Below are 12,350 nucleotides of genomic sequence, written 5' to 3' on the forward strand. Positions count from 1 at the left end.
ACGACCTGCGGACGGAGAGCGGATTCGACCGGTTCCTCGCCACCGGCACCCTGAGCCCGGTCGGCGCCCCCGACTGACCGCGGGCGCCGACCCTCCCCCTATCCCGTACGCCGTATCCCGTCCGCGCCACCGGCTCCGGCACATACCGCCGCCGACCCGCTCCGCATGTCCATACGAACGACAAGGGGTGTTCGATGACCACTGCCACCGGCGGCCTCGCCGCCGACTGCCTGACCGCCGCCCGCGACCTGGCCGGGAAGATCGGTGCCCACTCTGCCGACATCGAACGGGACCGTGCCCTTCCGGCAGCGGTCACGGACGCCCTGCGGGAGGCGGGCCTGTTCCGCCTCGGCCTGCCCGAGCACCTGGGGGGCGTACGCGTGCCCTTCCCGGCCATCGCCGCCACCGTGGAGGAGATCTCCCGCGCCGACACGGCAACCGGCTGGTGCCTGGCGATCGGCAACACCAACGCCTTCCTCGCGTGGCTGGAACCGGAGGCGGCCCGCGATCTCTCCGCCGGCCGCACCGAGCCGGTGCCGGCCGGCTCCACCGCGCCCAGTGGCGTCGCCGACACCGGCCCGGACGGGAATGTCCGGATCAGTGGGCGATGGAGCTTCTGCTCCGGGGTGCCGCACGCCGATCTGGTGGTCACCGGCTACCGGGAGCGCGGCGCGGAGGGGCCGCCGGTCGACGCCCGGGTCGCCTTCGTACCGGCCCGGTCCGCCACCGTCCACGACGTGTGGCACACCATGGGGCTGCGCGGCACGGCGAGCCATGACGTCTCGCTCGACGACGTCACGGTCCCCGGGGAGCACACCGCCTCGCTGCTCGGGCCCGCCCCGCACGGCGCCGAGTTGCACCGGCTGACCCCGCTCAACATCCTCATGGTGCTGCTCGCGGGCATTCCGCTGGGCGCCGCCCGCCGCGCCCTGGAGGAGGCCGAGGCACTGGCCGCGGACAAACGGAGGCCCGGCACCCGGTCCGTGCTGCTGGAGGACCCCGCGGTGCTGACCGCGCTCTCCCGCGCCGACGCGGCGGTGGCCGCGGCCCGCGCCCATGTGCACGACGTGCTCGGCACGGCGTGGGACGTGCTGGCCGCCGGGGACGACCTGGCACCCGCCCTCCGCGCCGGCATCGCCGCCGCCACCGGCCACGCACTGGAGACCGGGCGGGGCGCGGCGAGCACCGCGCTGCGGCTGGCGGGCACCTCGGCGCTGCGCTCGGACCATCCGCTGCAGCGCTGCGTGCGCGATCTGCACGCCGCCGGACAGCACTTCGCGTTCTCGGACGACTTGCGGCAGCGCCACGCCCGGACGCGCTTCGGTCTGACGCAGCCCTTCTCGCTCTTCTCCGTGTGATCAGTGGGACCGGATCGGTGCGATTCGTGTGACGCCGGCGATCCCGCTGGTCCGAGTGAGGACGTTCGTCCGCGTGAGCCGTCCGGCCCCCCGCCCTTGACTCCGTCGACTGCCCGAGGTGACCCGATGACACCCACCGCCCGTACCGCCCCCGCGTCCGCTTCCCCTGCCCCCGCCGGAGATCCGCTGGCCCCCTCCGACGACCTCCTCTCCCGCTGTACGCGCGTCGGCGGCCTCGCCCGGCCGCGCGCCGAGGAGATCGACCGCGAAGGCGTACTGCCACAGGAGGTGATCGCCGCGCTGGACGAGGAACGGATCTTCTCCCTGACGCTTCCCCGCGCACTCGGCGGGCGCGGCTGCACGCCCGGTGAGGTGGTGGGCGCGGTCATGGCGCTCACCTACGCGGACGCCTCGCTCGGCTGGACCGCGCTGATCGGCCAGTCCTCCGGCTTCCTGTCGTGGATGGACCCGGGGGCGGCGGCCGAGATCACCGGGGAGACACCACATCCGCGGGTGGCCGGGTCGATGGCGCCGGCCGGGCGCGGCGTCCCCGAGCCGGGCCCTGACGGCACTCCCGGCTTCCGCCTCTCGGGCCGCTGGCCCTACAACTCCGGCTGCCGCCACGCACAGTGGCTGGTCGTCGCGTTCATTCCCGTCGGCGCTCCGGGCGGCGCTCCCGCCCCGGCAGGCGAGAACGCGGTGGGCCCCGGAGCCCCGTCAGGTCCGGTCGGAGGACCGCCCGGCGCGCCGGCCGGGGGCCGGCCCGGTGGACCGGGCGGTGGACCGGCCGGGGGACCGCCGCCCTCGCGGTGGGGCCTCGTGCGGGCCGAGGACGTGCGGACCGTGCCGACCTGGGATGTCATGGGCCTGCGCGGGACCGCCAGCGATGACATCGTGATCGAGGACGTGTGGATCCCGGCCCGGCGCACCTTCGACCCCGTCCGGGGGCAGGCCCGGCAGGACGGCGCCATCTTCCGGCACACGCTGTTCACCTTCCTCATGACGGTGATGGCCGGCTTCCCTCTCGGTCTGACCCGGCGCGTCCTGGACGACTTCACCGAGCTCGCCGCCGCCCGGGGACGGCTCGGCAGCCGCGGGACACTGCTCGACGACCCGCTGGTGCAAGCTCGTCTCCTACAGGCGCACAGCGAGGCGCGCGCCGCAAGGCTGCTGGTGGCCGAGGCCGTCGCCGCCCTCGACGCAGGCGCGGGCGAGGACCCGGTACCGGCCCGGGCGGCGCTGGCCGCCGCTGTGCAGAACGCCCAACGGGTCTGCCTGGAGACCGCGGAGTGGGCCTTCCACACGGCGGGCGGCAGCGCCGTACACACCAGCCATCCGCTGCAGCGCGCGTGGCGCGACGCCGTGACCGCTTCCAGCCACATCGCCTTCTCCACCAGCAGCGCGGGCCGGACGGCGCGCGCCCTCCTGCGCCCGGAATCCCTGACGGACATGGAGGCCCTGCTGGTATGACAGGGAGGGGCCCGAGCGGGTCATGAGCCGGCCACTCCAGACGCCCCACCGCCCGGTAAGTCCAGGGGACTTGACTGCCGGAGGAAAAAGGTTAGGCGGCTAATTGCAAAAAGGTTAGCCGACTAATATATTTCTTGGCATGAGTCCTGAGACACCTCGGAATCCCGGGGAGCAGGCCGCCCCGCCGCCGTCCGGTGACGGACCTCCGGGACCGCCCGCCGGTAAAGATCCACTGATCGCGGGCTCCGGCTGGTTCGCCGTCGTGGCCACGGGCCTCGCCATCTTCATGACGACCTTCGACATGACGGCCGTGGCCATCGCCCTCCCCGACCTCAATCGCGAACTGTCCATCTCTCCGCACGAGGGAGAGTGGCTGATCCTCACCTACGCGGGCGCCATGGTCGCCCTCGGCCTCCCCGCAGGGCGGTACGTGGACGCGTCCGACATCAGGGGCTGCTTCGTCGTCGGCTCCCTGGGATTCGCCACGGCCAGCGCGCTGGCCGGGTTCGCCGTCGACCTGCCCCAGCTGATCGGTGCCCGTCTCCTCCAGGGCATCTTCGGCGCTCTGCTGGCTGCCGTCGCCCCGGTCATCGCGGCCCGCTCGGTGCCCCCTTCCCAACGCGGCAGGGCACTCAGCATCATCGGTGTGCTCGGGCCACTCGGCGCCGTCAGCGGGCCCGCCCTCGGCGGTCCGCTGGTGGACACCTGGGGCTGGCAGTCGGTCTTCTTCGTCGTGGTGCCGTTCAGCCTGGCCGCCGTGGTGGTCGGCCTGCGCAATCTCGCGTCGCTGGTCCCGATGCGGCCGCCCGCATGGAGCCTGGCCGGGGAGAGCGCCATCGTCGCGGTCGGCACGCTGAGCGTCTTCGCGGCGCTCACCCGGCTCGCGGAGCGGAACCCCTCCTACCTCCTCATCGCCGGCCTGTTTGCGGCCGCGGCGGTCTGCTTCCTCGTGTGGCGCCGCACCGCCGGCTACGGCGCGGCGCGGAGTGCGCTGGCCGTACCCATGGTCGCCGCCTGCGTGCTGTCGCTGACCCTGACCACGGTCGCCAGCGGCACCCTCTATTACCTCCCGCCGTTCGCGCTCGAAGCGTTCCGCGGCTGGTCCGCCTCCACCATCGGCCTGCTGCTGCTGTTCCAGCCGCTGGCCATGGGTGCCATGGGCCCCCTCGCCGGCTGGCTGGTGGACACGTGGAAGCCACGCGCGACCGCCGCCATCGGACTGATCTCCATGACGGCCGGCGCGGTGCTGCTCATGCTCGGCATCGAGAACTGGCCCGCCGGCGTACTGGTGGCCGCGCTGCTGCTCGCCGGGCTCGGACTGGGGCTGTTCGCCGGCCCGAACCAGACGCTGCTCATGATGTCCGCGCCGCCGCAGCTCCGCGGGACCTCGGCCGCACTCTCCGGCACCGGACGCCAGATCGGTCTGGCGCTCGGGCCCGCATTGGCCACCATCATCTGGCTGTCCGGTGCTCACAGCGGGACGGGCGCATCCGGCGACGGCATCGTCATGGCGTTCATCGTGGCGCCGGTGGCCGTGGCCGCCGCGCTCGGCGCCTTCCTCCTCATGACCGGGGATGCCGGGGCGCCGCCCCAGCGGCCGCCCGGACCGCCGGAGCCCGCGCGGCCTGCCGAGGCGGCTGCCGACGCGCAGAGCGCTCCGCCGGGTGCCGCGCCGAGCTGAGTGCATCGCGCGTCCGCCCCGGCCCGCCGTCCATGCTCTTTCTCTCTTCACTCCCGGCTGTATCTCTCCTCTCAACGACCCCGAAGTGGAGCACGTCCATGACCAAGATTGCAGTAGTGGTGCACAGCCTTGCCGGCTCGACCCTGACCCTCGCCTCGGCAGTGGCCGAGGGCGCCACGAAGGCGGGGGACAACGAGGTGCGGCTGCTCCGCGTCCCCGACCTCCGCAGCGACGAAGACATTGCCGCCGACCCCCGCATCGGGCGGCTGTTCAGCGAGCGCGTCGCGCAGCACCCCGTGGCGTCGACTGACGACCTGGCCTGGGCGGACGCCGTGATCCTGGGTAGCGGCACCCGGTTCGGCGGCATGTCGGCCGCCATGCGCAACTACCTGGAGGGCTCCGCCTCGCTGTGGATGTCCGGGGCACTCCAGGGCAAGGTCGGGGCGGCGTTCGCCGCCGCCTCCACTCCGCACGGTGGCATGGAGCAGACCGTGCACGACCTGCTCACCGCGATGATGCACTTCGGCATGCTGCTGGTCTCGCCCGGATACGCGGACCAGGTCCAGTTCCGGGCCTCGAGCCCGTACGGATCCGTGGCGCAGGCCGGCGGGCCCACCGGCCTGCTGCCGACCGAGGACGACCTGGAGTCCGCACGCTTCCTCGGCCGACTCGTCGCCCAGACTGCCGGTCGGCTGGCGCCCGCCCAGAACGGCTCCTGACGCCCTACCGCTGCTCAGCCCGTCCGGGCACGCCTGTGGCCCGGTGGTCTGCGGGCCCCGGCGTCTCGTCCCCCATGTGTACGACCGTCCGCGTGCTTGTGTACCACCGTCCGCGTGCCGGATCCGCCCGCCCCGTCAGTCCGTCGACCGTCCCGGCACACGCCGGGGCCCACCTCACCGACAGGAGCCCCTCGTGGAGTCCAACGCGCCCACCGCCCTGCCCCGTCCATGGCCGAGCGGCCTGCTCTTCGGCGTCATCGCCACTATGGCCAACCTCATCGTCTTCGCCATAGCCCGCGCCGCCTCCGGCGAGGCGCTGACCGTGCCCGGCTGGAACGGCAACCCGCCGCAGACCGTCGGGCCGGTCCCGATCATCATCATGACCCTGGTCCCGGCGGTCCTGGCCATCCTCTCCGGCATGCTGCTGGCCCGCTTCACCGGAGCACCGCGCACCATCTTCATCGCCGTCGTCGGCGTGCTGACGCTGCTTTCCACCGGCGGCCCGCTCAGCTCCGGTGCGGAGAGCGGCACGGTGGTGGCCCTGGTGGTGATGCACCTGCTGACCGGCGCAGCCATCGGCTTCGGTGTGGCGCGCGCGCTGCCCGCCCGCCGCGCGGCAGCTCCCGCAACCACCGCCTGAACCACAGGATCCGCGCCGTCACGGCGCGAGCCGGGCCCCGGCCTTGGCCGCGGCCTGCCCGGCCAGGCCGACCTGCCCGGTCGTCGGACGGGCAGGGCGCAGTACGTGCCGCCCGCGGCGCACCGCCGCAGAGGAGACGCCCACGAAGGTGCATCACACTCCTGCGCACACCCTGCGTCGGCGGGTCAGCGGAACCCCCGAGGGCGGCCAGAACGGCGAAGTTCAGCAGCATCAGGCGGCCGGGGGTGGGTTGCCGGGGGCCCACTCGGCGCGCCCGGCGGCCTCCGCCGTCTTGTCCTTGCCCAGCAGCTCGGCCGGCAGCGCAACGCGGGTCACGTCGCCGGTCCCCAGCTGCACCGGCTTGGAGCAGATGAGCAGCTGTGCGGTGACGAACGGGGCGAGGGCCTTCGGCGCGGTGAAAGCTGTACGGGAACCGGAGGCCCGCCCCTCCCGGGGGCCGTACCCCCGCGGTCACGCAGGCGTGTGATCCTCGCTCCCGGCGCGGCGCCCGAGCAGCAGGACCGCGACCCCCGCGGCGGGTGCCGGAACCGCGCCGACCCCCAACCGGAGCGCGCCCTGACGCGACGGCCCAACTGGCCCTGGCCCAACTGCCAAAGAAGTACCGGCGCGGGCGCCAGACGCTGATCCGGACCGACTCCGAGGGCGGCACCCACGGAGTTCGTGACCTGGCTCACGAGGCGCGGAAGGTGGCTGTCCTACTCGGTCGGAATGACCATCACCGACGTCATTCATCAAGCCGTCCTGAAGGTCCCCCGCCTCTGCCTGGACAGCGGCCGTCTAGCCCGGCGGGGAGATCCGTGACGGTGCCTGGGTGGCCGAGCCGGACGGCGACGCCCTCAAGAGCCGGCCGAAGGGAATGCGGCTGATCGTCCGCAAGGAACGTTCGCACCCCGGCGCCCAGTTGCGCTTCACCGACGCCGACGGACTAAGGCTGACCTGCTTCGCCACCAACACCACCGGGATGGCGATCGTCGCCCTCGAACTGCGTCACCGTCGGCGGGCACGAGCCGAGGACCGTATCCGAAACGCGCGCGCCACCGGCCTGCGCAACCTGCCCCTCCACGACACCGCGCAGAACTGGATCTGGCTGGAGATCGTCCAGCTCCCCTGGACCTGCTCGCCTGGATGCCGATGCTCGCCCTCACCGGCCGGCCCGACTCTGGGAGCCTCGACGCCTGCGGCTCCGTCTGTTCTCCGCCGCCGCCCAGCTCGTCACCACCGCCCGCCGACGGCACCTCAGATTCGCCCGACACTGATCCTGGACCGACGTCATCACCGCAGCGATCCAGCGACTCGACGCCCTCCCGAACCCCGGCTGACCAGCCAACTCACCTGCCCCGTGAACCTTACCCGCCCACCGGAGCTGTGGAACCCGGCGCCCACCCGACGCGGCAGCCGGGCCCTCGCCCTGCCCGCACTCCGCCCAACAAGCCGAAAAACCACCAGTTGAACTGGGAGCCGTCACGTAAGATCGCGGCTAGTTTTCCTGCACCCGGAAATCCTGGCGATATATTTCGCTGCTGAGTTGAGGATTTCGTCGGCGGTCTTGGTCCAGGTAAACGGTCTGGGGTCATCGTTCCAGGTCTGGATCCAGGTGCGAATGCCGGCTTCGAGGGCTCGCACCGATCTGTGCGTGCCGCGGCGGACGAGTTTGTCGGTGACCTGTCCGAACCATCGCTCGACCTGGTTGAGCAAATGAGAACCGGTCGTGTGAAGTGGACGTGGAATCGGGGGTGTCATCCGAGCCAGGCTTTGATCGCGGGCGTCTTGTGGGTGGCGTAGTCAGCCGGGCCAGGGCCCCATGCGTCGCCGCTACCGCGAACAGGGCCTGTGCGGGTTGGTCGACGGCTCTCCGACTCCGCCGTGTGCGCCGATGAGCGGGTGGTGGCCGCCGTTCTGGAGGCGCTGCAGCGTCAACGCGGCCGTTTCGACGGACGTTGCGCGGCCTGCGGGAGCTGGCCGGGCAGATCCTCGCCGACACCCTTGACCCGGGCAAGATCGAACTGTTCGTCTCGACCTTCAATGGGCTGGTGCGCGCCCTGGCCGACCCGCTGGAAACGCTGGGCTCTTCATTCAATTCTCGCGACACCGAAAATGAGGCCTACCCTGCGTTCATCTATCGATACCATGTGTAGTCGCGTCACGGAACCTGCTACAAGGAGATGAGCGATGCGCAGCACCCAGTCCGAGCTGGTATGGCAGGGCCGCGTACACCTGGGAGACGAGCCGGGCGTGTACGGCGATGCCTGTTACTCCGGGCTTGCCATGGACATTCCCTTGACCCTCCTGAAGACCGATACTGGCGGACCAGACACGACTACCCTTCAGGTTGTGACGGAGCACGTTGAGACGTTCACCGGCTACCCGGGACACCTCATTACAGTGATCCTGTATGAGCCGGAACCGTCCCAGCCGCACCACTTCAAGGAAGTCGAGCTCGCAAGTACCCGGCTCACCAGCGCGGACCAGAACCATGTGAACATCGAGATCGACCTGGCGAACAGGCCGTCACCCGCCCGAGTCAGCGTCCGTATCCAGGCGGACACTGCAGTGCCGCCGGCGCTGTATGACGACTTCGTGGTCACTCGACTCAGCAATAGGTCGCCGAACTACGTCTGGGTCGCCTCACTGGGCTTCAACGCCTGATGCAACGGCGTGACTGGTGAATATCTCGCTGCCTGCCCTGATACACAGCCACGCCAGCTCTTGGCATGACGGTGGCAAAGGTCGAGGGGCTGGCCGCTCTCGCAGTCAATGAGCACGGTGCCGTAGTGCTGTCCGCGTCGGGTGGCGAAGTCGTCGACACCCAGTACTTTCGGGACGGTCCAGTCCGGATCGGGCAGGGAAATGACCGCCCGCAAGAGCGTCGTCCGGCTCACCCGTGTGTGCACGACAGCGGCCAGACGGCTCCCAGCCCGGCCGCCGAGTGCGACGGCGACAGCCTCCAGAACCCGCCGGGCGGCGGGTGTCCGGCGGCCATAGCGAACGGTCAGGCCCTCGACCTGCTCGGTGAACGTACGCCGCGGACAACGGACGTTCTCGCAGTACTACCGCCGCACCGTCAGCACGATCAATACCGGCCGATCCCCGACCGGCGCATCGGCAAGGCGCCTTCCGTACGTGCTGTGCGCCCAGTTGGACACAACCGCACACCCGGGCAGGCCACCTCAACCTTCCCCGGTGCTCGCCACCACGTGAACCGCTCCGCACTTGAAGAAAACGCGCTCCACCAGCAACTCGCTGAGGTGCGGAAACAGGTCACCGACGAGCTCATCCCGCCGGATCACGGCCCCAGATGACGCTACGTCACCGAGTCCAAACCCCGATGTTCGTCCTCACCAAATCTGTGCCTGAGCCCTCTAGGAACAGCGTTTGTCGACAGGTTCCGGAGTCACACTTGCATAAACGTCGATGAGAAATGACGGCACTGACGTGGCCGCAAACGCGGGGCGGCAAGCCGCCCGTCAGGGCGGCTTCGGCGTCGGCCGCATGCGCGGCTAGGAGGGAGAACCCCTGACGGACCTCAGGGCGAATAGGTCGGTGACGGGGATGCTGCCGAGCTCGCCGCTCGCGGCTCCGTAGGTCACCACCCGTCCGTACGGGGCCAGTACGTCAGGCCGCGGCGCAGGATCTCGCCGCCGGCCGCGTCGAGGACGGCGTCCACGCCGCCGGGCGCGGCCGTGCGGACCTGCTCCGGCCAGTCCTCGCCGGTGTAGTCGACACCGGGTCGGCGCCCTGGGTGCGGGCGAAGTCCAGCTTGGCAGCCTTAGGCGGTGTCCTATGTGGTGAGGCGGAGGAGTCGCTTGTAGCAGCACAGGAGCGCGGCGAGGCCGAGAAAGGCCAGGTAGTTGCGTAGATGGCGCTCGTGGCGGGGGCTGAGTCTGCGGTAGCCGGACAGCCACGAAATCGTGCGCTCGATCACCCAACGGCGGCGGCCCAACCGTTCGCTGGACTCGATGCCTTTGCGGGCGATACGCACGCCGATGTGCTTGCCTCATAACCATTTTCGCAGGTGGTAATGTCGACATCGTCCGCGACCGAGCCGTCCGCGCGGCGCACGAAATAGTCCGGGGCGTGTCGACGCTCCCGTCCGCCGTCGTCCCAGTGCAGCCAGAACGGCTGCGAGGCCATCCCCATCACCTCGGGATCGAAGTCCATCAACAGGAGCCGGTCGCGGAGAACCCCTGACGGACCTCAGGGCGAATAGGTCGGTGACGGCGGCATCGCAAGCTGAGCCCCGTCCAGGCACCACGTCTGTCTGCCCGACGCAGCTGCGGTCAGCGTCCGGTGGATCATACGACTGCCAGTTTCCGGCCCGTTTTTCTCGGTCCGCGTGGGCGATCTGACAGTGCCGATGGTTCCGGGAGACGTACCTGGCTTCGCCCGTGATCCGCCCGACGGTGCCTAGGCTTCCGCTGTGAACGACACCACACATGGCATACGGATCAGGCCAGGCTGCCTGGCCGACGCACCGGCCATTTTGGACATGCTCGATTCCGCGGTTGTCTGGATGAACGATCGCGGCAACACCGAGCAGTGGGGTACGACACCGTTTTCACAGAAGCCCGGTGGTGTGGCGCGGGTCGAGCGGTACACCACCGAGAACGCCCCATACATCGCGGAGTTGGACGGAACACCTGTCGGAGCCCTTGTGTTGGACTCCGGACCCAGCCCGCAGATGCCGATCGCGCCAGCCGATGAACCCGAGCGGTATGTCCGGCTGCTGGTCTCCGACCGACGGTACGCCGGTCTGGGCATCGGCGCGGCGCTGTTGGCCCATGCCGCCGCGGAGACCCGGCGGGCCAGCGTGGAGTTGCTGCGGGTGGACTGCTGGGCGGGCGGCGGGGGCGAACTGGTTGCGTTCTACGAGCGAAACGGCTTCACCCCCACCGACCGGTTCCTGGCCGGTTCCTGGCCGGGACAGGTGCTGGCCCGGCGCGTCGGCTGACGGTGCGGGGCCGAGAACCGGTCAAGCAGTCCGAGCTCGCCGTAGCGGCGGTAATGATGCACCCACTTCGAACGCCGTCACTCGCGATATCCTCATCTCCGCGGCAAGATGCGCGACCGGCGGGTGCGACAGCGCTCGATGAGCCGGCGGCGCCCTTCCGTGGTGAGCGGGGCGTTGCGGTGAGTCATGCGACCTGGACGTCTTCGGCCGACGCGGCGGGCTCAGGGGCGGACAAATGTATCCGTTTGGGCAGCAAGAGCGGGGCGGCGAGCAGGAGAACGCCGGACATGGTGATCGCGGCGAGCGGGCTGGTGAGTGTGGCGAGAATGCCCCAGATCACCATCAGGGCAGCTTGTAGGAGTTTGCTCATGGCACTCCATGTACTGAGGATTTGGGCGGTGTGATCCGCGGGAGTCCGTTGCAGGCGTTCTGTTGCGTAGATCGGATTGAAGATACCCATGCAGGTGATCAGCAGGCCCTCGACGATGATCACGATGAGGAGTCCGGGGATGCCGGGATGGACGAACGTGAGACCGAGTGGGAAGTACGATCGCAGCCAACCGGAGACGATCATGACCCGGTGCCGGCCGTAGCGGGTCACGAGCCGCGCGGAGAGGCGGGCGCCCACGAAGCCGCCGAGTGCCGGGATGCCGAATGCAAGACCGTATTGCCAGGCCGGGAAGTGGTACTGGCCCAGCAGAAGGACGGACAGGAGCGGGACGGTGGCCATGATGAGGCCGCCGACCAGGGTTGAGTTGAGGAACAGGCGCCTTAGTGCGCGGTCGCGGAGGATGAAACGCCAGCCGCCAAGAAGGTCGGCTCCGCGCAACCTGGTGGCCCGGTCGCGCGCTGCCGCGACGTCGCCTCCGCGGATGCGGAGGACCCCGAGCGCGGACAGCAGGTAGCTGAGGGCGTCGGCCATGACAGTGATGACCGGACCGAGCAACCCTATGAGTGCACCACCGACGGGCGGCCCTGCCGCGGTCGCAACCCAGCTCGTGCCCTCGAATCTTCCGTTCGCCACAAGGAGATGATCGCCACGGACGAGATACTTCAGATACGCGCCGGATGCGGCAGTGAAGGCGATGCTCGCGGTCCCGGAGATGACCGAGACGACCAGCAGTTGGCCGTAGGAAAGCAAGCCGAGGACGTACGCGATCGGGACACTTGCCATCGCGACGAACCGGATCAGGTCCATCGCGATCATCACCGGACGCTTGGCCCGGTGCTCAACCCACGGCCCGAGCGCGAACGCAACAATCGCCGCGACGGCAAGCCCGGCCGCCTCCAGGAGCGACACGGCGAATGCCGACGAGTGCAGCACTCGAACCGCGACCAGCGGGAACGCTCCGAAGGCAATCCACGTACCGTATGTGCTGACGGCGTAGGCCGACCACAGCCAACCGAAACTGCGCCCCAACTGCACGCGCATGCGACTCCCTCGAGACAACCGATGTTCGGGTCTCCGAATCACACCGGCCGCACCGTCACGGGATCAAACAACCGACTCCCG

The 12,350-nt window shown here is 70.2% G+C and carries 11 protein-coding genes and 4 pseudogenes; 10 read left to right on the forward strand and 5 right to left on the reverse strand.

Annotated elements, in window-relative coordinates; all coding sequences use genetic code 11:
- Window positions 1-194 precede the first annotated feature (194 nt).
- From ACTWQE_RS24550 to ACTWQE_RS24570, 5 genes are all read left to right on the forward strand, one after another.
- A complete protein-coding gene (locus ACTWQE_RS24550) occupies window positions 195-1,358 on the forward strand; it encodes an acyl-CoA dehydrogenase family protein (protein WP_443331207.1) in 1,164 nt (387 codons plus the stop codon).
- Window positions 1,359-1,484: 126 nt separating this feature from the next.
- On the forward strand, window positions 1,485-2,828 hold the full coding sequence (locus ACTWQE_RS24555; protein ID WP_443331208.1) for an acyl-CoA dehydrogenase family protein: 1,344 nt from the start codon (window positions 1,485-1,487) through the stop codon (window positions 2,826-2,828).
- 139 nt (window positions 2,829-2,967) lie between these two features.
- A complete protein-coding gene (locus ACTWQE_RS24560) occupies window positions 2,968-4,509 on the forward strand; it encodes an MFS transporter (protein WP_443331209.1) in 1,542 nt (513 codons plus the stop codon).
- A 98-nt stretch (window positions 4,510-4,607) separates the two neighbouring features.
- Window positions 4,608-5,228: an NAD(P)H:quinone oxidoreductase gene (gene wrbA / locus ACTWQE_RS24565; RefSeq protein WP_443331210.1), complete on the forward strand. Its 621-nt coding sequence runs from the start codon at window positions 4,608-4,610 to the stop codon at window positions 5,226-5,228.
- A 193-nt stretch (window positions 5,229-5,421) separates the two neighbouring features.
- Window positions 5,422-5,868: a DUF6069 family protein gene (locus ACTWQE_RS24570; protein WP_443331211.1), complete on the forward strand. Its 447-nt coding sequence runs from the start codon at window positions 5,422-5,424 to the stop codon at window positions 5,866-5,868.
- Window positions 5,869-5,886: 18 nt separating this feature from the next.
- On the opposite strand, the gene ACTWQE_RS24575 is transcribed toward ACTWQE_RS24570, so the two are convergent.
- The gene (locus ACTWQE_RS24575; RefSeq protein WP_443331212.1) at window positions 5,887-6,012 is read right to left on the reverse strand and encodes a hypothetical protein; all 126 of its coding nucleotides are present in this window, start codon (window positions 6,010-6,012) and stop codon (window positions 5,887-5,889) included.
- A 434-nt stretch (window positions 6,013-6,446) separates the two neighbouring features.
- On the opposite strand from ACTWQE_RS24575, the pseudogene ACTWQE_RS24580 reads away from it, so the two are divergent.
- A pseudogene (locus ACTWQE_RS24580) lies at window positions 6,447-7,208 on the forward strand (transposase); the annotation flags it as partial.
- 142 nt (window positions 7,209-7,350) lie between these two features.
- Here ACTWQE_RS24580 and ACTWQE_RS24585 read toward each other — a convergent pair.
- Window positions 7,351-7,667: pseudogene (locus tag ACTWQE_RS24585) on the reverse strand (IS630 family transposase); the annotation flags it as partial.
- A 159-nt stretch (window positions 7,668-7,826) separates the two neighbouring features.
- Between ACTWQE_RS24585 and ACTWQE_RS24590 the strand changes: the two are divergent.
- From ACTWQE_RS24590 to ACTWQE_RS24600, 3 genes are all read left to right on the forward strand, one after another.
- Window positions 7,827-8,024, forward strand: coding sequence for a hypothetical protein (locus tag ACTWQE_RS24590; protein WP_443331213.1), 198 nt, complete (start codon window positions 7,827-7,829; stop codon window positions 8,022-8,024).
- A 34-nt stretch (window positions 8,025-8,058) separates the two neighbouring features.
- Window positions 8,059-8,535 (forward strand): hypothetical protein, encoded by a 477-nt coding sequence (locus ACTWQE_RS24595; protein ID WP_443331214.1) that lies wholly within the window; start codon window positions 8,059-8,061, stop codon window positions 8,533-8,535.
- Window positions 8,536-8,600: 65 nt separating this feature from the next.
- A complete protein-coding gene (locus ACTWQE_RS24600; RefSeq protein ID WP_443331215.1) occupies window positions 8,601-9,188 on the forward strand; it encodes a hypothetical protein in 588 nt (195 codons plus the stop codon).
- Between the two features lie 479 nt (window positions 9,189-9,667).
- On the opposite strand, the pseudogene ACTWQE_RS24605 reads toward ACTWQE_RS24600, so the two are convergent.
- A pseudogene (locus ACTWQE_RS24605) lies at window positions 9,668-9,901 on the reverse strand (transposase); the annotation flags it as partial.
- Between the two features lie 405 nt (window positions 9,902-10,306).
- On the opposite strand from ACTWQE_RS24605, the gene ACTWQE_RS24610 reads away from it, so the two are divergent.
- Complete coding sequence (locus ACTWQE_RS24610; protein WP_443331216.1) at window positions 10,307-10,837, forward strand: GNAT family N-acetyltransferase; 531 nt, start codon at window positions 10,307-10,309, stop codon at window positions 10,835-10,837.
- Here the strand turns inward: ACTWQE_RS24610 and ACTWQE_RS24615 are convergent.
- Both ACTWQE_RS24615 and ACTWQE_RS24620 read right to left on the reverse strand, forming a co-directional pair.
- Window positions 10,828-11,025 (reverse strand): annotated as a pseudogene (locus tag ACTWQE_RS24615) (helix-turn-helix domain-containing protein); the annotation flags it as partial. The gene ACTWQE_RS24610 and the pseudogene ACTWQE_RS24615 sit on opposite strands and share 10 nt — an antisense overlap.
- Window positions 11,022-12,269: an MFS transporter gene (locus ACTWQE_RS24620; protein WP_443331217.1), complete on the reverse strand. Its 1,248-nt coding sequence runs from the start codon at window positions 12,267-12,269 to the stop codon at window positions 11,022-11,024. The gene ACTWQE_RS24620 and the pseudogene ACTWQE_RS24615, both read right to left, overlap by 4 nt.
- Between the last annotated feature and the right edge of the window lie 81 nt (window positions 12,270-12,350).

The organism is Streptomyces sp. 8N706 (genome assembly GCF_052245415.1).
Lineage (GTDB): Bacteria > Actinomycetota > Actinomycetes > Streptomycetales > Streptomycetaceae > Streptomyces.

Excerpts from the sequence above, each read along its gene's own strand:
- ACTWQE_RS24555 (WP_443331208.1), top strand. The coding sequence starts at position 1,485 with ATGACACCCACCGCCCGTACCGCCCCCGCGTCCGCTTCCCCTGCCCCC.
- ACTWQE_RS24560 (WP_443331209.1), top strand. The coding sequence starts at position 2,968 with ATGAGTCCTGAGACACCTCGGAATCCCGGGGAGCAGGCCGCCCCGCCG.
- ACTWQE_RS24620 (WP_443331217.1), bottom strand. The coding sequence starts at position 12,269 with ATGCGCGTGCAGTTGGGGCGCAGTTTCGGTTGGCTGTGGTCGGCCTAC.
- wrbA (WP_443331210.1), top strand. The coding sequence starts at position 4,608 with ATGACCAAGATTGCAGTAGTGGTGCACAGCCTTGCCGGCTCGACCCTG.
- ACTWQE_RS24550 (WP_443331207.1), top strand. The coding sequence starts at position 195 with ATGACCACTGCCACCGGCGGCCTCGCCGCCGACTGCCTGACCGCCGCC.
- ACTWQE_RS24600 (WP_443331215.1), top strand. The coding sequence starts at position 8,601 with ATGACGGTGGCAAAGGTCGAGGGGCTGGCCGCTCTCGCAGTCAATGAG.
- ACTWQE_RS24595 (WP_443331214.1), top strand. The coding sequence starts at position 8,059 with ATGCGCAGCACCCAGTCCGAGCTGGTATGGCAGGGCCGCGTACACCTG.